At 57.8% G+C, this 22,692-nt stretch carries 19 protein-coding genes, 7 tRNA genes and 2 pseudogenes; 14 read left to right on the forward strand and 14 right to left on the reverse strand.

All coding sequences use genetic code 11. The annotated features are described in order from the left end of the window. Position 1: 1 nt before the first annotated feature. The 5 genes from thrS to L1C91_RS01075 all read right to left on the reverse strand — a co-directional run bounded on the left by thrS (position 2) and on the right by L1C91_RS01075 (position 5,053). Positions 2-2,011, reverse strand: a complete 2,010-nt coding sequence (gene thrS / locus L1C91_RS01055; protein WP_234857849.1) for a threonine--tRNA ligase — start codon at positions 2,009-2,011, stop codon at positions 2-4. 208 nt (positions 2,012-2,219) lie between these two features. Continuing rightward, positions 2,220-3,419 (reverse strand): Dyp-type peroxidase, encoded by a 1,200-nt coding sequence (locus L1C91_RS01060; protein ID WP_234857598.1) that lies wholly within the window; start codon positions 3,417-3,419, stop codon positions 2,220-2,222. A gap of 94 nt (positions 3,420-3,513) precedes the next feature. Continuing rightward, positions 3,514-4,140, reverse strand: coding sequence for a copper chaperone PCu(A)C (locus L1C91_RS01065; protein WP_234857599.1), 627 nt, complete (start codon positions 4,138-4,140; stop codon positions 3,514-3,516). Beyond that, positions 4,137-4,790 carry a copper resistance CopC family protein gene (locus L1C91_RS01070; RefSeq protein WP_234857600.1) on the reverse strand — a complete coding sequence of 218 codons (654 nt, stop codon included), beginning with the start codon at positions 4,788-4,790 and terminating at the stop codon, positions 4,137-4,139. The genes L1C91_RS01065 and L1C91_RS01070 overlap by 4 nt, the downstream gene beginning before the upstream one ends. Before the next feature lie 188 nt (positions 4,791-4,978). Next, positions 4,979-5,053, reverse strand: a tRNA-Val gene (locus L1C91_RS01075). Positions 5,054-5,456: 403 nt separating this feature from the next. Here L1C91_RS01075 and L1C91_RS01080 point away from each other — a divergent pair. The 8 genes from L1C91_RS01080 (at position 5,457) to msrB (ending at position 7,896) form a co-directional block, all read left to right on the forward strand. Then, positions 5,457-5,529: transfer RNA gene (locus tag L1C91_RS01080), tRNA-Gly, on the forward strand. A 26-nt stretch (positions 5,530-5,555) separates the two neighbouring features. Next, positions 5,556-5,627 (forward strand) — tRNA-Val (locus L1C91_RS01085). A gap of 37 nt (positions 5,628-5,664) precedes the next feature. After that, positions 5,665-5,737, forward strand: a tRNA-Gly gene (locus L1C91_RS01090). Positions 5,738-5,787: 50 nt separating this feature from the next. Continuing rightward, positions 5,788-5,858: transfer RNA gene (locus L1C91_RS01095), tRNA-Cys, on the forward strand. A gap of 26 nt (positions 5,859-5,884) precedes the next feature. After that, positions 5,885-5,956: transfer RNA gene (locus tag L1C91_RS01100), tRNA-Val, on the forward strand. A 37-nt stretch (positions 5,957-5,993) separates the two neighbouring features. Continuing rightward, positions 5,994-6,069 (forward strand) — tRNA-Gly (locus L1C91_RS01105). Positions 6,070-6,179: 110 nt separating this feature from the next. Beyond that, positions 6,180-7,499: a glycosyltransferase family 87 protein gene (locus L1C91_RS01110; protein WP_234857601.1), complete on the forward strand. Its 1,320-nt coding sequence runs from the start codon at positions 6,180-6,182 to the stop codon at positions 7,497-7,499. After that, positions 7,465-7,896, forward strand: coding sequence for a peptide-methionine (R)-S-oxide reductase MsrB (gene msrB / locus L1C91_RS01115; RefSeq protein ID WP_234857602.1), 432 nt, complete (start codon positions 7,465-7,467; stop codon positions 7,894-7,896). Before L1C91_RS01110 ends, msrB begins: the two co-directional genes overlap by 35 nt. Before the next feature lie 64 nt (positions 7,897-7,960). Here the strand turns inward: msrB and hemQ are convergent, their stop codons facing one another. Continuing rightward, entirely contained in the window at positions 7,961-8,677 is a 717-nt protein-coding gene (hemQ, locus tag L1C91_RS01120; protein ID WP_234857603.1) for a hydrogen peroxide-dependent heme synthase, read from the reverse strand. A 214-nt stretch (positions 8,678-8,891) separates the two neighbouring features. Between hemQ and L1C91_RS01125 the strand changes: the two genes are divergently transcribed. Then, positions 8,892-9,539, forward strand: a complete 648-nt coding sequence (locus L1C91_RS01125) for a DUF3000 domain-containing protein (protein ID WP_234857604.1) — start codon at positions 8,892-8,894, stop codon at positions 9,537-9,539. Between the two features lie 19 nt (positions 9,540-9,558). Here L1C91_RS01125 and dxs read toward each other — a convergent pair whose 3' ends face one another. The 4 genes from dxs to dut all read right to left on the reverse strand — a co-directional run bounded on the left by dxs (position 9,559) and on the right by dut (position 14,362). Continuing rightward, positions 9,559-11,475, reverse strand: coding sequence for a 1-deoxy-D-xylulose-5-phosphate synthase (gene dxs, locus L1C91_RS01130; RefSeq protein WP_234857850.1), 1,917 nt, complete (start codon positions 11,473-11,475; stop codon positions 9,559-9,561). A 200-nt stretch (positions 11,476-11,675) separates the two neighbouring features. Then, a complete protein-coding gene (locus tag L1C91_RS01135) occupies positions 11,676-12,935 on the reverse strand; it encodes a class I SAM-dependent RNA methyltransferase (protein WP_234857605.1) in 1,260 nt (419 codons plus the stop codon). A gap of 25 nt (positions 12,936-12,960) precedes the next feature. Further along, entirely contained in the window at positions 12,961-13,821 is an 861-nt protein-coding gene (locus tag L1C91_RS01140; RefSeq protein WP_234857606.1) for a DUF3710 domain-containing protein, read from the reverse strand. A gap of 94 nt (positions 13,822-13,915) precedes the next feature. Continuing rightward, positions 13,916-14,362: a dUTP diphosphatase gene (gene dut, locus L1C91_RS01145; RefSeq protein WP_419178686.1), complete on the reverse strand. Its 447-nt coding sequence runs from the start codon at positions 14,360-14,362 to the stop codon at positions 13,916-13,918. A 49-nt stretch (positions 14,363-14,411) separates the two neighbouring features. Here dut and L1C91_RS01150 point away from each other — a divergent pair, with 49 nt between their 5' ends. After that, positions 14,412-14,921, forward strand: coding sequence for a DUF3093 domain-containing protein (locus tag L1C91_RS01150; RefSeq protein WP_234857608.1), 510 nt, complete (start codon positions 14,412-14,414; stop codon positions 14,919-14,921). A gap of 93 nt (positions 14,922-15,014) precedes the next feature. Here the strand turns inward: L1C91_RS01150 and L1C91_RS01155 are convergent, their stop codons facing one another. Then, a complete protein-coding gene (locus L1C91_RS01155) occupies positions 15,015-15,308 on the reverse strand; it encodes a DUF4193 domain-containing protein (RefSeq protein ID WP_234857609.1) in 294 nt (97 codons plus the stop codon). Between the two features lie 170 nt (positions 15,309-15,478). Between L1C91_RS01155 and ppgK the strand changes: the two genes are divergently transcribed. Both ppgK and L1C91_RS01165 read left to right on the forward strand, forming a co-directional pair. Then, positions 15,479-16,288, forward strand: a complete 810-nt coding sequence (gene ppgK / locus L1C91_RS01160) for a polyphosphate--glucose phosphotransferase (protein WP_234857610.1) — start codon at positions 15,479-15,481, stop codon at positions 16,286-16,288. A 275-nt stretch (positions 16,289-16,563) separates the two neighbouring features. Next, positions 16,564-18,234 carry an RNA polymerase sigma factor gene (locus tag L1C91_RS01165; protein WP_234857611.1) on the forward strand — a complete coding sequence of 557 codons (1,671 nt, stop codon included), beginning with the start codon at positions 16,564-16,566 and terminating at the stop codon, positions 18,232-18,234. Between the two features lie 113 nt (positions 18,235-18,347). On the opposite strand, the pseudogene L1C91_RS09535 reads toward L1C91_RS01165, so the two are convergent. The 3 genes and pseudogenes from L1C91_RS09535 to L1C91_RS01175 form a co-directional block, all read right to left on the reverse strand. Further along, positions 18,348-18,539: pseudogene (locus L1C91_RS09535) on the reverse strand (ATP-dependent helicase); the annotation flags it as partial. 89 nt (positions 18,540-18,628) lie between these two features. Next, positions 18,629-20,087: pseudogene (locus L1C91_RS01170) on the reverse strand (DEAD/DEAH box helicase); the annotation flags it as partial. Further along, positions 20,087-20,323 carry a DUF3039 domain-containing protein gene (locus tag L1C91_RS01175; RefSeq protein ID WP_020976399.1) on the reverse strand — a complete coding sequence of 79 codons (237 nt, stop codon included), beginning with the start codon at positions 20,321-20,323 and terminating at the stop codon, positions 20,087-20,089. The pseudogene L1C91_RS01170 and the gene L1C91_RS01175, both read right to left, overlap by 1 nt. 139 nt (positions 20,324-20,462) lie before the next feature. On the opposite strand from L1C91_RS01175, the gene L1C91_RS01180 reads away from it, so the two are divergent. Beyond that, on the forward strand, positions 20,463-20,951 hold the full coding sequence (locus L1C91_RS01180; protein ID WP_234857613.1) for a DUF3099 domain-containing protein: 489 nt from the start codon (positions 20,463-20,465) through the stop codon (positions 20,949-20,951). 25 nt (positions 20,952-20,976) lie between these two features. Beyond that, entirely contained in the window at positions 20,977-22,689 is a 1,713-nt protein-coding gene (locus L1C91_RS01185) for a DUF7782 domain-containing protein (protein ID WP_234857614.1), read from the forward strand. Positions 22,690-22,692: the final 3 nt, after the last annotated feature.

Genomic DNA, 22,692 nt, shown 5'->3' on the forward strand with positions numbered 1-22,692 from the left:
TTTACTTGTCAACGGTGGTTACCGCAGTCACCAGAGGCGAGATGGCCTCTTCGCTTGGTTGGGTGTTATTACGCTTGCTGATCCACTCGGCAATGATCTCGACAGCTTGCTGCACCGGCACACCGTTGACCTGTGTCCCGTCGAGGAAACGGAAGCTCACCGCTTGCGCCTCGACGTCCCGCTGGCCAGCGAGAAGCATGAACGGCACGCGAGAAGTGGTGTGATTGCGAATCTTCTTTTGCATGCGATCGTCAGAAGTATCAACCTCTGCACGAATACCGCGATCTCGGAGCTGCTGCGCCACGTCCTCAAGGTGGGGAACGAACGCTTCAGCGACCGGAATGCCAACCACCTGGTGAGGTGCCAGCCATGCGGGGAAAGCTCCGGCGTAGTGCTCAAGGAGAACACCGAAGAAGCGCTCGATTGAGCCGAACAGCGCACGGTGAATCATGATCGGACGCTTTTTAGTTCCGTCGCTGGCAGTGTACTCAAGGTCAAACCGCTCGGGGAGGTTGAAGTCCAACTGGACGGTGGACATCTGCCAGGTACGGCCGATGGCATCGCGAGCCTGAACGGAAATCTTCGGCCCATAGAAGGCTGCTCCACCCGGATCCGGCACGAGGTCTAGGCCGGAGGCATCCGCTACGCGTTGAAGGATCTCAGTGGACTTTTCCCAAATCTCGTCGGAGCCAACAAACTTCCCCTCATCCTTGGTCGATAGCTCAAGGTAGAAATCGTCCAGACCGTAGTCACGGAGGAGGGAGATGATGAAGTCGAGAACCTGCGTGAGCTCCTGCTCCAGCTGATCCTCTGTGCAGTAAATATGAGCGTCATCCTGCGTGAATCCACGGGCTCGGGTGAGCCCGTGGATGACGCCGGACTTTTCGTAGCGGTAGACCGTGCCGAACTCGAACAGGCGCAAAGGTAGTTCACGGTAGGAGCGGCCACGAGATGCGAAAATCAGATTGTGCATCGGGCAGTTCATCGGCTTCGCGTAATAATCTTGCGGCTGTTTGGTGCAGTGGCCTTCCGCGTCGTACTCGCCGTCAAGCTGCATGGGCGGGAACATGCCGTCCGCATAGAAGTCCAGGTGCCCCGACTTCTTAAACAAATCCCCCTTGGTCAAGTGAGGAGTGTTGACAAAACTGTACCCTGATGCGATGTGGCGTCGACGGGAGTGCTCTTCCATCTCGAGGCGCACGATGGCGCCATTCGGGTGGAACACCGGAAAACCAGAGCCGATCTCATCGGGGAAGCTGAAGAGATCGAGTTCCGTACCAAGACGCCGGTGGTCGCGGCGCTCGGCTTCTTCCAGCATCAGCTGGTAAGCCTCCAAAGCCTCCTTGGACTCCCAGGCCGTTCCGTAGATTCGCTGCAACCCGGCATTGGACTGGTCACCGCGCCAGTAGGCGGCAGAAGAGCGCGTCAATGCGAAAGCCGGAATGTATTTGGTGGTCGGAACGTGGGGTCCACGGCACAGGTCGTACCATTCGACCTCGCCTGTGCGCGGATTCAGGTTGTAGTATCCGGTCAGTTCTCCGGCGCCGACCTCCGTCGCCTCGTCAGAATTGGGGTCGACGTTACCTTTGTCTTCAATGAGCTCAAGCTTGTAGGGCTCGTGCTTGAGGGCTTCCCGCGCTTCTTCTTGGGAGGAATAGACGCGGCGTTCGAACTTCTGCCCTTGCTTGATGATCTTCTTCATGCGCTTTTCGATGCGCTTGAGGTCTTCCGGGGTGAAGGGTTCCGCGGCGTCAAAATCGTAGTAAAAGCCGTTCTCAATGGCTGGGCCAATGCCTAGGGTCGTTCCCGGGAACTCAGCTTGAACAGCCTGTGCCAATACGTGTGTACATGAGTGCCGGATGACAGCCCTGCCGGCGTCGGTGTTCGCAGGCACCGGGTAGAACGCGGTGTCAGTGTCGGGCACGAATGAGAGGTCCTTGAGGGTGCCGTCTTGCGTTTGCGCGCACACGATGGCCTCCGGCCCCTTGTTGGGCAGTTCCAACTCACGCATTGCCGCGCCGATGGCGGTACCGGCCGGAACATTAAAGGGGGTCAGATGGGCACTCGAGCTGTCAGTGATACACACGTTGGGTGTGCTCCTTCTATAAATTCAGGCGTGCCCGGCATACCTGGCCGGAACACGCGACGATAGTCCCCCATATCCTAGCGCGTCAGGCACCGCGAGCTATATCCAACCGCTCCTTTGGCACCGGCATGGGCTAGCCGAGCAATTCTTGACCCCAGTATTTACCCTGCTGTGTGCCGGGTGGGCAGAAGTACAGCGCGGAACCAATGTGGGTGATCCACTGATTGATCCGATCGCCTTCATCTAAACGCTGCTGGATAGCGCTGAATTGCTTCCGATGATCTTTTTGGAAGCAGATAAACACAAGCCCGGAGTTTGAAGTTTGCCCATCCGCGATCGTCTGGCTCGTGGGCGGCACATCGTAGTTGTAGGCGCGCCTACGAATCTGTTGCTCGGGATGTCCGCGAGGAATAGTCGCTCTCGCCATGTGGCTCATGGGGTCGATGACGGGCAGGCCCGTTCCATCGGTGGCGCGGAAATCCGGAGCATCAAATTCATCAGTTCCGGACAGGGGCGCCCCCGTGTCGAGGGCGCGGCCGAAAGCTGTTTCGCGACTAGTTCGATCGAGTTGCTCCCATGTGTCCAGGTTCATCGCAATGCGTCTAACGACCATGACGGTTCCGCCTCGCTGCCATTGTGGCCCTTGATCAATCCAAACGACGTCGTCGTATTCATGCTCATCACGTGGGTTCACCGTGCCGTCTTTAAGGCCGAAAAGATTGCGGGGGGTGCCGCGGTCAGCAGGCTCATTAAAACCTTGTTGAATCCACTCGACCTCTGCATAGTCGACAGCTGAGCGAATCATATGCCGGGTCGCGTGAGCGACCGTCACTGAGTCATCTCCACAAATCTGGAGCGCTAGATCGGTCTGGCCCCATGCGGGATCCAGCTGGTCCTTAGCGAACGTGGGAATCGGGCTAAGAATATCCGGGGTTTCGCGACCGACAAGTTCAAACAGTCTCGGGCCAAAACCACAGGTAATGGTGAGGTTCGCTGGGTTTTCACTGAGCTCAGACTCTAGGGAGCCCACCGGGTTACGCCCGCTACATAGTGCGCGGGCATCTTCGGTCCACAGGCGCAAAAGGTTGCGGATCGATGTCGGATCGGCTTGTGCGACGATGTTAAAACCGACGAGGTTGAGCGTCGTCTGAGGGGCGGTCGCAATGCCTGCCTGGTGGGGCCCATCGAAGCCGATAATTGCGGTGGATTCCTCTTGTGCAACCCCTGCCGCGTCCCCAGGATGATTATCGCAAGCAGCTAATGCAGCATTAGCTGCGCTCGCTGCGCCTAGGGCGAAACCGCCCTTTAGAAAAGCCCTGCGTGATACGCCCATGGCTGTAGTCTTATCTCCTTTGGCAGATGCCAACCGACCCATTGAGGGTATGCGGCTGGCTCGTGCCGATCATCTGCCAAGCATAGCGCGACGATTAGTGGTTGTGACCCGCGTGGTCCGCGTGGTCGCCGTGGCCCTCATGACCCTCGTGACCGGCTTGGTCGCCGTAGCTTTCTTCACCTGCACCGAGTGTACGTACCGGAAGGTTGTCGATGTGAGCGTGGGAGCCGTCCTCAAAGTTGAGGGTGAGGTCTACGGTGGAACCGGCAGGAATCTCCTCGGAAATGCCCATAATCATTAGGTGATCATGACCGGGTTCGAGCACATAGGTACCATTGGCGGGGATCACGATGCCATCAGCCTTTTGCTGCATTTTGCCGTCAACTACTTCGTGAATCTCGTAAGAGTAGTCCCCAAGGTTGGTGCTGAAGCCGGTTAGATGCTGGGGCGTGTCGCTTTCGTTGACGAGGGTGCCGAAGATGGCAGTCATCTTCTTGTCTGCGCCCTTTGCTTTGACGTAGCCATCGGTCATTGAAACGGGAGCATGGGAGTGCATATGGCCATCCTTAGCTTCACTGGAAACCTCCGCGCTGGGCGAGGCGCTTTCAACGGTGGTTGCAGTGTCGACCTTCGTGTCGCTGGCGGTTTCACTGTTGGAGCACGCGCTTAGGCCGAGAAGCGCGACGGTTGCGAGCGCAACAATTGTACGGGTGGTCTTCATAGATTTTCTCCTTGGTTGGACGTTGGTGAATTATCGTTTTTCGCGCGGAAGGCAATCGCTGCCACAGCGATAGCGCACAGCACTGCTGCACCGATCAGGATCAATACGAGGTTTTTGCCGCCATCGTTGCTTTCAGCGGTCTGATCGGAGGTGGAGGCAGATTGAGGCTGCTCACCAGCGGACGTTGCGTCAGCACCAGAGACAGTAAAGCGCAACTTACCGCGCGTAGCGTGGCCGTCAGAGGAGGTTATTTGGAAGCCAATGATGTAGTCCCCTGCGTCAGGATGCACCTCAGCCGGGGTTTCGAAGCGAACAAACTGCTGATCCAGGTTCGGTTCAACGGTGAAAAGGACCTCTCCTGACTGAGCGTCACTCACAGCGACGGTGTTGAAGCTCTGCTGGGGAATTCCAGAGAACTCTAATTCAAACGCTCGAGGGAAACTCGAAACAGTGGCCCCGTCCGCCGGTGTGGATGCCACAACGGCGTCGTGCGCCTGAGCCTGCGGGGCTGCGCCGAAGACAATCGCGACGAAGGTGATAGCGCTCCAGAGAAGCTGAAGCGATCTACGACGCGTGGTGCCGGCGGATCTACACGAGCCCTGGAACACCTGCCGATGCTTAAGCAGCGGCGAGGTACTGCGCATTAACATCTGAGGCCCTCTCTGTGACAGTGCGGTGGTGTGCCTTACATGCACACCCCAATAGTAGTCGGACTGAACGCGGTTTTAGTTCCCGTAATCAAGTTAATCCACGTCCACTAAGCACCAGAGGACCACGTACGCGCAACGGGTTTTAGGAGCCTGATGATGAAAAAGGGCGCCGACCGGCGCCCTTTTAATGGTGGTCCTAGCTGGGATCGAACCAGCGACCTTTCCGGTGTGAACGGAACGCTCTTCCACTGAGCCATAGGACCAAAGCTTCCAACACCACATTCACAATGTGGCGCCCTTAGCCGTTAGAAAATCTAACACGCAAACACACAAATTTAAAAAACACCCTTACGACCACGGTTCGGCAACAGCTAAGCACTTCCTAAACTGAGACAGCAATTACCTCACCACTGCTACTGCCAACCGCATGCGCACATGGCGGGCCAACCTTTTCCACCCATTAACAGCCTCAATCCGCAACTACTTAATCCACCCTATACATAGGGTCCTACAGCGTTACCCTGGGAACGTTTTGCCCGGTAGCATCACAAGCCTGCAACGAATTTTGCTTTTTGTCCCCGCTACGGTTAATGTTTCTTAGCGCACAAAGTGAGCAACCACGGAGTCGCAGCCCGGCTGCATTCGTTGACTCATTTCATAGTGCATGCGGATGTAGCGCAGTTGGTAGCGCATCACCTTGCCAAGGTGAGGGTCGCGAGTTCGAGTCTCGTCATCCGCTCTGGATATGCAAAGCGTATCCGATGGGCGCGTTTAGCTCAGCGGGAGAGCGCTTCCCTGACACGGAAGAGGTCACTGGTTCAATCCCAGTATCGCGCACAAGAGTCACGAACAGACTCGTCCAATAAAAGTTCATGCGGATGTAGCGCAGTTGGTAGCGCATCACCTTGCCAAGGTGAGGGTCGCGAGTTCGAGTCTCGTCATCCGCTCTGGTAGTCCAGTGGCTCAAGCCACGACTTACCCGAGGCGGCAACGCCACGGTGGAATGGCCGAGTGGTGAGGCAACGGTCTGCAAAACCGTGCACACGGGTTCGATTCCCGTTTCCACCTCGCAAAACCGGTATACTGGTTTTCTCGCGCGTTTAGCTCAGCGGGAGAGCGCTTCCCTGACACGGAAGAGGTCACTGGTTCAATCCCAGTATCGCGCACAAGAGTCACGAACAGACTCGTCCAATAAAAGTTCATGCGGATGTAGCGCAGTTGGTAGCGCATCACCTTGCCAAGGTGAGGGTCGCGAGTTCGAGTCTCGTCATCCGCTCCAATCAAACCGGCCCCTGAAGGGGCCGGTTTTTAAATTCCTGCCCAACGCCTCCCCCACCCTCCCGTGCGCCTGCGCCACCGTGCTACTCCCGGTTACTACAGTTAGCCCTCGTGAAAACTTCCACGACGGACCACAGCCGCCTCGCACCCGGCACTAAGCTCCAACGGCTCCTATCGACCACGTGGGTTGCCGGACCCACGCATCCCGCGTGCCGTTCCCGCAGCAGCAACCATACCGATGGGGCCGAAAAGTCCGTGCACGCTCCGGATACTCAGAAGCTGCGCACCCTCGCCTTGGCTGCACTGTGGCCTGTCGCTTTAGCCTTGTTTGTTCACCGCTTGTTTATCCTCGGTGTTAACGGCGACCTCACCGACGATTTCTCCACGGTCTACTACGCCCTGCGACGTTTCCACGAAGGCGTCGAGATTTATAACGAGAATTATTCTTTCGTCGACCCTCATTATCTTTACAATCCTGGCGCCACACTTTTACTGTCACCTCTCGCACTGACAACACATATAGGACTTGCTCGCATAGCGTTCATCGTCGTGAACGCGGTGGCAATTGTTTTGGCGTTGGCCTTGCTGACGCGACTGGCTGGCGCTAGCCTCCGAGGCCCCGTCTTCCCTGGCGCGATTGCTGCAGCTTTTTTAACTGAGTCTGTCCGAAACACGCTGATTTTTTCTAACATTAACGGACTTCTGCTTTTGGCCTTGAGCATGTTTTTGTACCTCTTGCTTCATGAACGCGTGATGCTAGCCGGCATCGTTTTGGGTTTAGCGATTGTGGTTAAGCCCCTGTTTTTGCCGTTGTTTTTCCTTCCGTTGTTGAAGCTTCAGTGGCGTGCTGTGGCTGGAGCGGTTGCTGTACCTGCGTTGCTTAACGTAGTGGCGTGGCCTTTCGTTCCTGGGGCTTCTGATTATGTGTCTCGGACCATGCCTTACCTGTCGTTGGTTCGCGATTATGCCAATAGTTCTTTGCCCGGAATGGCTGTGTATTTCGGTATGCCTGTGTGGCAGCAGCGCCTGTGGTTTGTTGTGTTCGCCGCCGTTGTTGTGGTGGCGATTGTTTTTCTGGCCCGCATTCGTTATGTGGATGCGTTCACGTGGGCTACCACTACTAGCGCTGTCTTGCTGTGCGGGGTGTTCTTCTTGTCTTCGTTGGGGCAGATGTATTATTCGATGCTTTTATTTCCGGTGTTTTTCACTTCTTTGCGGGCGGTGTCGGTGATGCGTAATCCTGTGGTGTGGGTGGCAGCTTACTGTTTCTACACGACTGATGAATTTGTCCCTTCGCGTTTCGCAAACCAAGGCGAGTGGTTGACGTCCTTATTGCCGACGTTTGGTTGGGCTGCGTTTTTGCTTGCCTGCGCGGTGATCGCGCTATCGTGGTGGAATGACGAACGACGATCAGCATGCGCAGCGGCCTAATTTTCGGGACTTGACGGAGGATCAGTGGCGGGAGTTTTTGGGCGCCGCTGAGTTTGCTGTGTTGCGTCAGGCTGCGACTGAGCCGCCTGGAACGAATGAGTTTTTGGGTGATGACGCCGTGGGGGTCTATCACTGCGCTGGGTGCGGGCTGGAATTGTTCCGCTCGGAGGCTAAGTTCCATTCGGGGTGTGGTTGGCCCGCGTTCTATGCACCTCAGGATGGTGATGCGGTGATGATGCGCCCAGATGATTCTTTGGGGCGGCGTCGCACGGAGGTTTTGTGTGCTGGGTGCGGGGGCCATTTGGGCCACGTGTTTGAGGGCGAGGGGTTTGATACCCCTACCGATCAGAGGTTTTGTATCAACTCTGTCGCTCTGCGTTTTCAGAAAACTAGATAACCTTCAGCTAGCCGACCTTGGGGAAGAATCCGGGTCGGCTAACTGTTTTGTTGCTTAGTTGTTCTCAGGGGAGGACGTTGATAATTTCTTCAATGTCGTGCACTCTGCGGCCGCTGTAGAAGGGGGTTTCTTCTCGTACGTGAAGCCGCGCCTCGGTGTAGCGCATGCGGTGCATGAGGTCTACCATTCGGTGTAGCTCTGGCCCTTCGAAGGCGAGAATCCATTCGTAGTCTCCGAGTGCGAAGGACGGAAGGGTGTTTGTCCGCACGTCCGGGAAATCACGGCCAGAGCGACCGTGCTCAGCGAGGATCCGGCGTCGGTCAGTGTCGTCGAGCAGGTACCAATCGTAAGAGCGGACGAAGGGGTATACGGTAATCCAGTCGCCTGGCTCCTCCCCCATGATGAAGCTCGGCAGGTGGGATTTGTTAAATTCCGCTGGGCGGTGCAGTGCGCTGGCTAGCCAGACGTTGTCGGAGCAACGCCCCAGGGTGGTGCTTCGGCGGAAGTCGTTGAAAGCTTGCTGGAGGTCCCGGATTTCTTCTGCGTGCCACCAAATCATGTAGTCGGCGCCTTCACGTATGCCGGAGACATCGTAGATGCCGCGGGTAACAACGACGCCTTGGTCCTCAAGTTGCTGGAAGAATGCTCGTGCTCCGTCGATGGCTTCCTGGCGGTTGTCTCCTAGTTCGCCGGGGCGGACGCGGAAAACTGCCCATTGGGTGTAGCGCTGCACCTGGTTGAGTGCAGCGTAGTCGATGCGTTTGTGGCTACTAGACGTCATGGTGTGTGTTCCTCTCGAAGGATATGGTGTTGAAACTCGACGGCTGCCTCGACCTCTCAACCAAAAATAAAAGGTTGGCAACTGCCATCAATCTTAAGTTTGATTGCCGCGGCGTGCATCGACGGGTACCCTAAACGCCGTACAGCCTGCGGAGGCAGGTGGTGTCGGCGCGCCTGACTGCCACGAGGGGGCCCAGGCGCTAGCTTAATTCCTTGTGAGTGAACTTCGCGCATCTTCCGCCGCCGCTAGCGCTTCCGGCTCCGGTTCCGCTGACGGGCTGCCCAAGCTCTTCGCTGACGCTGTCGAGTCCATGCATAGTGTGTCATTGCGCCCGGAAATCACCTTGGGTACTATCCGTCCGCCCCAACGCTTGGCTCCGTTCAGCCACGCCATCGGTTTGGAAATCGAACACCCCGAGCTCGATGCTTCTTCATCCATGATCCCTACCCACACCGATGGGGATGCGTTTGGCCGACTCATTTTGCTCCACGACCCGCAGGGCGAGGAAACGTGGGATGGGGATCTGCGACTGGTGGCATATATCCAGGCTGATATGGATGCTTCGGTTGCCGGCGATCCATTGTTGCCCGAGGTGGCTTGGGAGTGGCTCAGCGAAGGCCTCGATACTCATGACGCCGGGTATAGCAATCTCGGCGGCACGGTTACTGCTACTGCGTCTTCACGTTTCGGTGACATTGGCGGCCCGCCGAAGGCCTACCAGATTGAGCTGCGTGCTTCGTGGACCGCCTCCGATGAAAATCTTGGGCCCCATGTCGAGGCGTTTGCCGCTGTACTGGCAAATGTTGCAGGGCTTCCGCCCGAAGGTGTCGCTACCCTAGGCACTGGTTCGGCCCACGCCTAGGGGCAAACTGCTCGGGCTATTACTCTTGCTCAGCCCAGTCGTAAACGGCCTGAACAATGCCGTCCGCGTTGATGGAAAACTCTTCTAGGATTTCGGCACGAGAGGCATGCTCCAGGAATTGCTGGGGCACCGCAACATGACGCACTGAGACATCAACATCACTGCCCGACAGAGCGGTTTCAATCGCAGAGCCCACTCCCCCGCGCACCACGCCGTCTTCAATGACCACCACGACGTCATGCTCCGCAGCTAGAGCCACTAGGGAAGGCTGCACGGGCAGCACCCAGCGTGGATCAACTACCGTCACCACGAAGCCTTCAGCCTCAAGCCGCCGGGCTGCCTCTAGCGCTTCCCCAGCCATGGGGCCGACGCTAACAATCAGGACTTCCAGCGCGCGCTCATTGGCATCGTCTGCAGTGGTACTGCCATCCCCATCGGAATCGGCGCTGTAATAAAGGATGTCGACGCCGTCGAACAAACTATCAACAGCCGGCAGTTCCTGCGGCAGGGATCCCTTGGGGAAACGGACGATGGTGGGGCCGTCCTCAACGGCAACGGCTTCATCCAATTGTGCGACCAACTCGACGGCATCGCGCGGGGCTGCAACACGAATACCCGGGATAATCGCAGCCATCGAAAGATCCCACACGCCGTTGTGGCTGGCACCATCAGACCCAGTGATGCCTGATCGGTCAAGCACCACAGTCACGGGCAAACCGAGCAGCGCCACGTCCATCAACAACTGGTCAAAGGCTCGGTTAAGGAAGGTCGAATACAAGGCGACCACCGGGTGCAGGCCGCCCAGGGCCATACCCGCAGCAGACGTCAGGGCATGCTGCTCGGCGATACCAACATCAACGAAGCGATCCGGGAAGCGCTCGGCAAAGGCCGCAAGACCAGTAGGCCCAGCCATAGCCGCAGTGATAGCGACGATATCCTGGCGCTGTTCACCAAGCTCAAGCAGATGCTGGGAGAAAACACTGGTCCAACCGGGCTGCGACGCCTTCACGGGCGCACCAGTCACGGGATCGATAACGCCGGTGGAATGCATAAGGTCAGCGGCGTTATTTTCGGCCGGGGCATAGCCGCGACCTTTTTCTGTCACCACATGCACAATCAGCGGGCCGTTGTAGTCCTTCGCGTAACGGAACGCGTGCTCCAGCTGTTTAAGATTATGACCGTCCACAGGGCCGACGTATTTCATCCCCAATTCGGGAAACATCGACCCGGGCAGCACCGTGTGCTTCACGCCTTCCTTGAACGCATGCATGAGGTCGAATGTGCGGCGTCCCACCCAGCCCATGGAGTTCAAGGTGGACTTACCCTGCTCCATGACTTTGTCATAGAAGGGCTGCATGCGCAGATCAGCGAGGTTCTCCGCGAAGCCACCAATGGTCGGTGAATAGCTTCTACCATTGTCGTTGACAACGATGACAACGTTGCGCTGTCTATCCGCCGCAATGTTGTTCAGCGCCTCCCAGCACATACCGCCGGTTAACGCGCCGTCGCCCACCACCGCAACCACACAGCGTTCCTCTTCCCCCCGGACAGCGAAGGCCTTCGACAGTCCTTCGGCGTAGGACAACGACGCGGAAGCATGTGAAGATTCCGTCCAGTCGTGCTCGCTTTCGCTCCTGCTGGTGTAGCCTGACAGGCCACCCTTCTGCCGCAAGGTGTCGAATTGATCGGCTCGGCCGGTAAGGATCTTATGCACATACGACTGATGGCTGGTGTCGAAGATGATCGGGTCGCGGGGTGAGTCAAACACGGAGTGGAGAGCGATGCTTAGCTCGACCACTCCCAGGTTGGGCCCCAAGTGGCCACCGGTGGCGGACACCTTGTCCACGAGGAAATTGCGGATCTCAGCGGCCAATTGCTCTAGTTGCTGGGTCGAGAGCTCCTTAAGGTCTTGCGGCCCAGAAATAGAGTTGAGCAGGGGTGTTTGCTGGCGCTGCTGGCCGTCGTTCGGGGTCTCCGTGGGCTTATTCAAACACTCGACCTTTCCTCGAATCCGGCGGACATGCATACTTCTGCTGTGCCCGCTGGGTGGTGCCACCCGGTAGGCGCGTGTGGTTTGTGCACTAGGGCATTAATCCTAGCGCTTGCTAATGCTGGCCTCTATTAAGCCTCACCTGTTTAATTATGGGTGTTTTGACGCGGCTGCAGCAAAGCCAGTGTCTCAAAGTGGTGGGTTCCTGGGAAGGCGTTGACGATGGTGATCTTCGTCGGCACGTAGCCGTGGCTGGACCACAGGCCAATGTCCCTGGCAAAAGCCACCGGGTCGCAGCCGATGTGTACGACCAGTTGCGGCTGCTGCTTGGCTATGCCCTCGATAACGGCTGCTCCTGCACCGGAACGTGGCGGGTCGACGATGACAACGTGCGGGGGTGCCTGGACAGCCCGTTCGCTGGACACCCAACGCTCCACTGCGCTGGTGACGAACTCAACATTCGGCTGGTTAAAGCTATCAACTACCGGCGCCGACTCGACAGAGTAGATCCGCCCATATCCGCATTGTTGCAGCACGGGAATGAACAGCCCTACCCCACCGTAGAGGTCCCACGCGCATAGCTGGGAGTTTTCCGCGGCGTCATTATTGTTGATGTTTTCAAGCCACTGCCGGATGATGTCGTGATAGGTCGCAGCGGCGTCGCGGTGGGCTTGCCAGAAACCATCAATGGTGACGTCGAAGGTGTGGCCGCCCACGACGTAGTGCTGGGTACTGTCTGGCCGGCGACTGGGAGCGGGTGCAGGTGTGCTGCGCCGAGCGTGTTGTGCTTGATGACGCCGCGAGGCGCGCTGTGCGGCTAGATGAAGTTCGGTGTGCAGGTTGCCTTGGTCGTCGATGGCGCACAGCAGTTCTTTTCCGACGTGCTGTGGCTGGGGTTCACGCTGCCAACGTGCAACCTCCACGCTGAGAACTTCTGGGTATTGGAGGCATTGCTCTGTGATGATCTTATGCGACCGTGGCGCACGCTGGCCCAGGCGACCACTGCTGTCAATCCCAAGGCGGAACCGGCACCGCCAGTGCTCACGAGCGAGCTCAACGATGTCTATGGGGGCGATGGTCTCTAGCTTCCCCATCCGCTCGAGGTGCGAACGAAGAATCGTTGCTTTTACCTCGAGCTCATAGTCGGGGTCGAGATGGGAAAAGTCGCAGCAGCCCGCGCCGTGTGCCGCAGCTGCACACCGGGGAGGTATGCGATGAGGACTGGGAGAAAGCACCCTAACGATCCGCGCCTCCAGGTGGCGCTTGGCGACGCGGGCGACTTCTACCTCGAGGGTGTCGCCGACCACGCCACCCGCCACGAGCACGACTACACCGGAGGGGGCAAAACCCACTGCTTTGCCCTGGTGGGCGGGGCGCTGAATTGAGAGGCGGAAAGTGTCACCCACCTGCTCTTTCGGCTTGTGGCCCACGTTAAGACTCGTTATTTTCCGGAGCGCGCATCTGATCGAGTGCGGAATCCTCGCTGAGCGCCTGGGCTGCCTGTTCGCTCTTTTGGGCCAGACGTTCAGCTTGCTCACGGCGGATGTTCGCCGCGATTTCTTCCCGATTTTCCATCGCGTAGCGCACCTGCTTGGCCAGGTTGTCCGGAAGGACCACGGGAAGCGAAATGCCAGGAGCCATAGGCTCTTCGCCGCGCACGACGAAGCTTCGCGCCACAACGTTATACGCCAACTCACGCAGCTGCTCGGCCAAGCCAGAAGGGCCAACGCAAGAAACGCGAAGCATCCAGCGCGGCCCATCGACGCCGATCATCCTGAAAGTCGTGTCATTGACGATGCCGCGGGGCTCGCGACCCCAAGGGCCTGCTTCCATCCGAGCATCCAAGCCATTGTTCGCCATGTCAGCGACGATATCTTCTGCAGCCTCACGCCATTGGCCAGGGGATTTTGGAGCGGAGAATGCCACCGGGGTCAGGCGCCCATACGGGGTGGTGACGTGCAACGCGACCGGGCCGTTCTCCCCCATCTCCACCTGCACCTCACAGCCCCGAGGCATTGCCAGCTGCACCGAACCAAGGTCCAGAATGCCGTCGGCAAAGTCGGTGAAATCAAACTCTTCAGGGGTGACCGTATCCCCATCGAAGGGGCCACGCTGGCCATTGATCGCATCGTGCACAGGGTCGGGGCCGGCGATCACGTTGTCAGCAGCGCTACGCTCAGCAGTCTGAGCATCCTCCTGCCCTGCTGCATCAACCGCGTCGGACGGCGCAGCTACACCGCAATCGTCATTGCGCGCGGCGTCATCCTTTTTAGAAAAAGGCCACAAACCCATCAAAATTCTCCTCTTAAAAATTTGCGTTGCCTGCCGGCGGCGCCAACACGCAATCGACCTTCCCACCAAATAAGCACAGTGGGCAGGGATTTAACTAGACCCCCGTAGAACCGTAACCAGAAGTGCCACGCGTCGTGCTGCCGTCGAAAGAATCGACAAAACGGAAGTCACACAGTTCAACCTTTTGCACCAACAACTGCGCAATACGCTCACCTTTGTTGATGCTAATGGGGGTATCACGATCCAGGTTAATCAAGCACACCTTCACCTCACCCCTGAAACCAGCATCAACGGTCCCCGGAGTATTGACGATACTCAAGCCATGCCGAAGGGCCAGCCCAGAACGTGGGTGAATCAACCCCACGGTGCCAAGCGGCAACTCAAACGCCAATCCAGTACCAACCAGGACACGCTGACCTGGTTCGATGGTGACGGATTCGACAGTTGTCAGATCAACCCCCGCATCGTCATGATGGGCGCGCTGCGGTAACGTCGCGTCAGGATGCAGGCGGACTACGTTAATGGGACCAAAATCGCTCACCACACCGAGAATACCCAACCGACGCCGAAGCGGGTTAAAGTGGTGCTTTGTGAGCTTCGAAAGCACAGGGCACAATACCCCAGACGGCAACCCAGCCAACGCTACCGTTTTGTATGAAGAACGGCAGTGGGTCCCCTGGTACTGGTGGATCCTCGCTGCGCTGATCGTGGCGCTGACCACTGCCCAACTAGCGCACAACCGCAGCATCATATGGCTCTATGCACCAGCCGTGATTCTCAGCGGCGTGGCGATCTGGGTACTGCTCTCCCTTTCGTCCACCAAAGTCCGAGTAGAACAAGACCCGGATGGAACTCGATGGTTGATAGCTGGCAATGCCCAGCTACCCCACACTGCCGTCTCATCCACACTCGCGGTGCCCTCCACCGCGCGACGCAACGCAATGGGGCGCCAACTCGACCCCGCAGCCTACGTCGTCTCCCACGGCTGGGTACCCGAGATGGCCATGTTCGTCCTTGATGACCCCGATGACCCCACCCCATACTGGTTGCTAAGCACCGTCGATCCCCAAGCGCTCATCGCGGCGTTCGACAACCACTAAAAATTGCCGCCCTACCAGCCGCGACCTGACGCCGCAACGCTGTTCCAGCGTGAAACCTGGAACAGCGTTGCGGCGTCATCAATATGAGGGTGTTTAGGCGCAGTCCAAGCAGATGATCGAACCGTCGTCCTCAGTGTGGCTGATCCGATTACGACGCTGCACGATAAAGCAGCTGCTGCAGGTGAACTCGTCATCTCGGCGCGGCACGACGGTAACGTTGAGCTCTTCACCACTGAGGTCGACATGGGGAAGATCAAAAGACTCGACGATCTCACCGTCGTCATCCATATTGAACTTGGAGGACTCTGCAGCCTTCAGCCCTTCGAGAGAGTCTGTCTCGAGGTCATCTTCGGCGCGACGGCGGGGCGCGTCATAATCGGTAGCCATGTGTGTTTCGGTTCCTTCAGAAACGGGGGTCAAATTGCTGTATCGGGGGCATATTAAGTGATGCACGATTCAAATGTCATATTGAGGGCGTTGCGCGTGTCGCTAACAAGGACCACGACAGATCATCTGCGCAGGATACAGAGACGCCAACGCGACACTATACTCGACATATGCACAGCAACAATTTGGAGCACGCAGACGAAGCCCACGTAGGTTTCGGCATCGACATCGGGGGCTCGGGAATCAAAGGGGCCAGGGTCGACCTGCGCACGGGCGAATTTATCGGGGAACGAATAAAGATCACCACCCCACAACCGGCAACTCCCACTGCCGTCGCCAACACCGTAGCCACGATCATCAATCAAGCTCACTGGGCAGGGCCGGTCGGCATCACAGTGCCCAGCGTGGTGCGCGGACAAAAAGCCCTCACGGCAGCAAACATCGACCCGGCATGGATAGACTGCGACCTCTCTGAGGTCTTTTCCACAGCCGTCGGCGGCCGCGAGTGTGCCGTTCTCAATGACGCTGACGCCGCGGGGCTTGCGGAAGTAACGTACGGCGATCCCCGCGCGCAACAAGGCGTCGTCATCCTCGCCACCCTCGGCACCGGCATCGGCAGTGCATTGTTGACCGATGGCACGCTAGTGCCCAATACGGAACTCGGCCACTTGATAATTCAACGCCCCCGCCGTTCCGGCAAGGTCACGCTAGTGGAAGCGGAAGCCTACGCGGCGTCATCAGTAAGACAAAGGGAAGAACTGAGCTACAAAAAGTGGGCTAAGCGCCTGAGCCACGTGCTGAGCGAATACGAGCGTTTGTTCTGGCCGGACCTATTTATCCTGGGTGGCGGCGTTTCCCGGAAGTTTGACAAGTGGGGTCCGCTGCTGGAAGTAGACACCCAGGTTGTGCCGGCACAGTTGCGAAATAGAGCAGGGATTGTGGGCGCTGCTCTGGCGGTAACTCGCGGAATTCGGCCCTAAATCCTGCCCGTCGCTGGGCTTTCCTGTATACTAGGTGGCCGATTGTAAACCCCGGTTGACTTTCGAGGGCCGCAGCGTTGCCAAAAATAGCTGCCATCCACTGGTTTTACCTTTCCGGTATCTCCGGTGCGTGTAGCTAGACGGCCTCGGGCGCTCTCCTCACGGAGACCCGATCGCTCGCACTCCGCGCCCCGAACGCCTCCCGCAGGTTTTCCGATGGTGTGTTCCCACCCGGGTGACACGCTTTACTGACCGTTCCACGTGAAAGGGCTTAAGTGGCAGCCACTGAAGCTTCCAAGAAAGCAACTGCTCAACACACAACCGACGATGCGGACGCCGCCGCCGGGTCCGCTTCCGCATCTCGGACCGTAGCCAAGAAGACAGCCAAAAAGGCTGTTAAGAAAGCTGCAAAGAAGACGGTCGCTAAGAAGGCAGCTAAAAAGACCGCCAAGAAAGCCGCAACGCAGGCCAGCAAGGCAGCCGACACCGCTGCCGAAACGGCAGAGGTCACCGCCGCCGCAACTTCTAAGGACAGTGCCACCACTGACGCTCCAGCGAAGAAGACAGCTAAGAAGGCCACTAAGAAAACCGCCAAGAAGGTGACCAAGAAGACAGCTAAAAAGACCGCCAAAAAGGCAACCTCTGGCACAGCCACCACGGCAGCAAAAAAGACTGCCAAGAAGAGCGCGAAAAAGAGCACCGCGAAGTCCTCTTCCAGTGATAGCGCCAACGCCACTGCCGACGTCCGAAAAGCCAAGGGTCTGCTCGATGGAGCGGACGGAGATGATGTTGACAATGACATTCTCGACCCGGATCTTCAGGACGACACTCTCGACGATGATCTCGATGCCCCCATTGACGATGATTCCGATGACGAGTACACGGATCTACCCGCCGACGAAGACAACGAAGATACCGATGATTCCAACGACGAAGAGGACGACGGTTCTTCTGTCTGGGATGAGGACGAATCCGCTGCGCTACGGCAGGCACGTAAAGACGCCGAGCTGACTGCTAGCGCAGACAGTGTCAGGGCGTACCTCAAGCAGATCGGCAAGGTTGCGCTGCTGAATGCTGAACAGGAGGTATCGCTTGCTAAGCGCATCGAGGCCGGTCTGTATGCGACCTACCGCATGGAGCTCATGGAGGATCCAGAGGCGCCGACCAAGGAACGCCTCTCCCCCGCCATGAAGCGCGACCTCCGGGCAATCGCCCGTGACGGCCGCAAGGCGAAAAATCACCTCTTGGAGGCAAACTTGCGCCTCGTGGTGAGCCTCGCAAAGCGCTACACGGGTCGCGGTATGGCCTTCCTCGATTTGATTCAGGAGGGCAACCTCGGCCTGATCCGCGCGGTTGAGAAGTTCGACTACACCAAGGGCTACAAGTTCTCTACCTACGCCACTTGGTGGATCCGTCAGGCCATCACCCGAGCCATGGCCGATCAGGCCCGCACTATTCGCATCCCTGTGCACATGGTGGAGGTCATCAACAAGCTTGGCCGTATCCAGCGCGAACTTCTGCAAGATCTTGGCCGCGAGCCCACCCCTCTGGAGCTCGCCAAAGAAATGGACATCACCGAGGACAAAGTCCTTGAAATCCAGCAGTATGCGCGCGAGCCTATCTCCCTCGATCAGACCATTGGTGATGAGGGTGATAGCCAGCTTGGGGACTTCATTGAAGACTCTGAGGCAGTTGTTGCAGTGGATGCTGTCTCCTTCACCCTCTTGCAAGATCAGCTCCAGGATGTTCTCAAGACATTGTCTGAGCGCGAAGCCGGCGTTGTGCGGCTGCGTTTCGGCCTAACCGACGGAATGCCGCGTACTTTAGACGAAATCGGCCAGGTGTACGGTGTCACCCGCGAGCGCATCCGTCAGATCGAATCGAAGACCATGTCGAAGCTGCGCCACCCCTCCCGCAGCCAGGTCCTTCGCGATTACTTGGAGTAATCCTCCGCGTAGAGCCGCCTGGTTTTATCTTCGCAAGGCGTTGCGGTTTTGTGCACGTAGTTAGGTGCCGACCGCAACGCCTTGTCTCGTATGCCCGTAGTCGGGTTTGAGGGCTACCAGCGCCGCAGATACGCGATGCGGTCTCTCAGCTGCTCAGCTGTTGCCAGCGCTGTCGGCGGACCTCCGCAAGCCTGGCGCGCTTCGGTATGGATGGCTCCATGGGGCCTGCCCGTTCGTTTCGATGTGATAGCGACCAGCGCATTGAGTTCTTTGCGAAGCTGCGGAATCTCTTGACTGGCGACGCGCTCTTCCGCGGCCTGTGCGTCAACGCCCCCAGCTCGTGTAGCCCCGCCAGCCCCGTCAGAGGGCGCGGCCGCATTTGGGGCTGCAGCTGCCTCGCGGTCACGTGCATCCAATTGCTCAGCTTGCCTTTGTCGAAGCAACTGGCGCATCTGCTCAGCATCCAACAGGCCCGGAAGTCCGAGGTAATCTGCTTCCTCATCGGAGCCCGCTATGGTCGCGGTGCCATATGTTGAACCGTCGTATATAAGCGAATCGAGTTCCGCTTCGGCGCCGAGTGCTTCATAGGGTTTGATGAGTGCATCCGGCTCGTCCTTCTTCTGGTTAGCCTTCTGTAGTAGCTCGTCATCCCACCCTTCCTTCACTCGATCGGGTTTACCCAACACATGGTCGCGTGAAGTCTCCATTTTTGCTGCTAGGTCAAGCAAAACTGGAACGCTAGGAAGGAAGACCGAGGCTGTTTCTCCCGGCATGCGCGATCGGACGAAACGGCCGATCGCCTGGGCGAAAAACAGCGGCGTGCTGGCTGAGGTTGCGTATACACCGACAGCCAGCCGAGGGACGTCAACACCTTCACTCACCATGCGGACGGCGACCATCCACTCGTCAGTGTTGTTGGAAAACTCTTCGATTCGTGCTGATGCTGTGGGATCATCGGACAAAATGACTGAGACCGGAGTCGAGCTCAAACCCTGGAGGATTTTGGCGTAGGCACGGGCCGTCGTTTTGTCCGTAGCGATAACCAGACCGCCCGCATCGGGCATGTTGGTGCGCAATTGTTTGAGCCGAGTATGTGCGGCCCCCAGGACGGCCGGGATCCAGTCGCCCTTAGGATCGAGTGCGGTTTTCCACGCCCTAGCAGTCTGCTCTGCGTTGAGGGGTTCGCCGAGGCGTGCGCTGTATTCCTCACCCGCACTGTCGCGCCACCGGGCTTCTCCCGAGTAGGCAAGAAAGACCACTGGGCGCACTACACCGTCCGCCAGGGCGTCAGCGTAGCCATAGGTGTGGTCGGCAGATGACTTTAAGTGACCATCGCCATCTTCCTCATAGCGCACAAAGGGTATAGCAGAGTCGTCAGAACGGAAAGGGGTACCTGTGAGGGCAAGGCGGCGCTCCGCATCACAGTAGGCTTGGCGGATTCCATCGCCCCAGCTCTTTGCGTCACCACCGTGGTGAATCTCGTCCAGAATCACCAGTGTGCGCTTGGCCGTTGCAAGCTGGTAGTGCTTGAACGGGTGCATCGCTACCTGCGCGTACGTGACCACAATGCCGTCGTATTGGGGGTTGATGACACCGCCCGAGTTAGAAAAATGGGGATCCAGGGCTAGCCCGGCACGTTGCGCGGATTCCGCCCATTGCACTTTTAAGTGCTCGGTCGGCACGACCACGATGACCCGATCAACGGTGCGGTTGCCGGTCAATTCTGTTGCGACGCGCAACGCAAAGGTCGTTTTACCCGCCCCTGGGGTAGCGACCGCGAGAAAGTCCTTGGGCTTGTTGATCAGGTACTTGGTGAGCGCCGCGCGCTGCCAAGCACGGAGTTGACTACCCACTATTTGCGCAGACTCTTGTAGATTTCTTCACATTCGGGGCACACGGGCGAACCTGGGCGGGCCTGTTTGGTGACGGGGAAGGTTTCGCCGCATAGCGCTTGAACCATGTTTCCGCTGATTGCGGAGTCAACGATCTGGTTGCGTTTGACGTAGTGGAAGAACTTTGGGGTGTCGCTGTCCTGTTCTAGTTCTTCGCGGACGTCCGGACGTTCGATGGTCTGGGTTCCTGTGCTCACGTGACCATAATGCCGCACTTGGCCGGGGTCCTCAACAATACGAGATCTGTGGGTGGTTTATGGTGGAGTTGTGCGCGTGGCGCCAGGGCGCTTCCCGCGTGTTGCACCCAATGGTGAATGTCCCTGGGAGGTTGTTGCTATGTCTGTGTGGAGTCGACTGTTTCATTCGAAGGATGTCGAGCTCATTACTGATGCCCGCCGCTCCCCTTATGACAATTGGTTGCACCGCAAGCGCGTGTACAACATTTTGCAGGGTTTGCGCATTCCTTTCCTGTTGTTGTCCGCGTTGACCTATCTTGTGCTTCATAGCGTGTGGTTGTCTGCGGTGTTGTTTGTAGTGTCTGTTCCTTTGCCGTGGATTGCGGTGGTGATTGCTAATGGGGCGGGCGAACCGCAGGATTCTCGCGCACCGAAGGTGTATAAGCCACAGGTGGCGCGTGAAGCCCGTCATGGAGGCCTTGCTGTAGATGCGGGTGCTAGTGCCATGGGTGTGCTGGGTATGTCTGTTCAGGCTGGTGATCCGCAGGAGACATCGGGCAGCGAATCTGATGGTGATGACGTCGCGGGGGACGACGCCGCAATTATTATTGATCATGAAGATGGTGGTGGGCTCGGGGCTGGCTCCTAGTCGTTGATGCTTTAAGGTGTCTCATATGGTTTCCCCCAGCGAGCACACTCATGTTTCTGCGGCTTCTTTTCCGTGCCCGGGGCCGGGTTATCAGCCTCCTCATGATGTGGGGGCTCTTGTTACGCATGCTCGGGTGTTGAGTGAGGCTTTGCTTGCTGAAGGGTATTCGACTGTGGGGTTGGCGAACTTCCTGGATGGTCGTATTCCTGGCGCTTATGCCGCGGTAATGTCTGGTAATCCCGGCGTTGCGATTGCTGCGTGTGATGGCGATTCTGCGTTGGATGTTCTAGTTCGTTCGTTGTTTCTTCACGTGCCGGATCCGCGTCTGCGTGGGTGGATGGATGCGCAGTGTGGGCCGCGGGTGTATGAGGATTTTCTTCGCGGGGGTTTGATTATTGAGCCTTCGCAGGGGACGTGGTCGTGGGACGGTGTGGAGTCTGCTTCGGGGCAGGATGCTGTGCCTGCTTATTTCGCTTTTGATGCTCGGCCTTTAGCGCAGGGGCCGTTGGTGTTTTCTGATGTCGATGCCTCTTTTGTTGCGCATGTGCCTGGTTCTGATCATGTGTTGGGGATTGGCGCGGCGTCATTGTCTTTAGCGCAGGCTGTGCCTGATTCTTCTGTTTCTTCGATTCTGGATGTTGGTACGGGTGGGGGTATTCAGTTGTTGGTGCAGGCGATGCGGCATGCAGTGGCTTCGGATGGGGGTTCGCCGCGTCTGGTGGGCACTGATATTCATCCGCGGGCTTTGGATTTTGCTCGAGCTACCTTGGCTGCGGCTGGGTTGGATGAGGATGTGGATTTGCGTCAGGGCAGTTGGCTTGAGCCTGTGGCTGCGGGCGAGCGTTTTGAGCGCATTATTGCTAATCCGCCGTTTGTGGTGGGGCTTCCGGAAGTCGGACACGTGTATCGGGATTCTGGTATGAACCTCGATCAGGCGACAGAGATGTTGGTGCGCACTGTGCCTGAGTTTTTGGAATCAGGTGGGATTGCTGTGTTGATGGGGGCATGGGTTGGTGATGCTGCGCGTGTGTCTGCCTGGGTTCCCGAAGGCTGCAGTGCGTGGGTGATTGAACGTGATCATGTGAGCGCGGCGGAGTATGTGGCTACGTGGACTGCTGACGAGGGTGTCGATCCCCGTAGTCCCGAGGCCATTGAGCGTACGCGCCGTTGGTTGAAGCACTTTAAGGATCATGACGTCGCGTCGATCGGGTTTGGCTATATCGCTGTGCGTCGCAATGGGCCAGACCAGCAGGATTATGTTGTCGCTGAGCGTATTTCTCAGCCTCATACCGACCCTATTGGTGTTGAGGTCGAGGGCTTCTTTGCGCTGAATGACTGGGCATTAAGCGTTTCCGAGGAGGAGGTGTTGGCTTCGCGTTTTGCAGTTTCCCCTGCGGCTGCGATTGATGTTGTTTCCCAGGTTGCCCCGGATGCGCAGGGTGGTTTCGAGCATACGGTCACTCGTTTGTCGCGCTTGGATGGTGTGCTGTTTAGCCACGACATCGACCCCGCTTTAGCCACGATTATTGCCGGGTTGCGACCGGACGGATTGTGCTTGGGTGAAGTTATTGACTTGTATGTCTTGTCGACGGCCTTGCAGTCTAGAGAACAGCCCGCGTTGGTCGATGATGAGCAACAGTTCCGTCGTTTTGTTGCTGGGTCGATCGTGGAGCTGGTTCGTCACGGTCTAGTCATTCCTGAATCCCTCGTGGCGGATAGACCGGACGACTGTCGTTGACGC

The sequence above is a fragment of the Corynebacterium argentoratense genome (assembly GCF_021491455.1).
GTDB lineage: Bacteria > Actinomycetota > Actinomycetes > Mycobacteriales > Mycobacteriaceae > Corynebacterium > Corynebacterium argentoratense_A.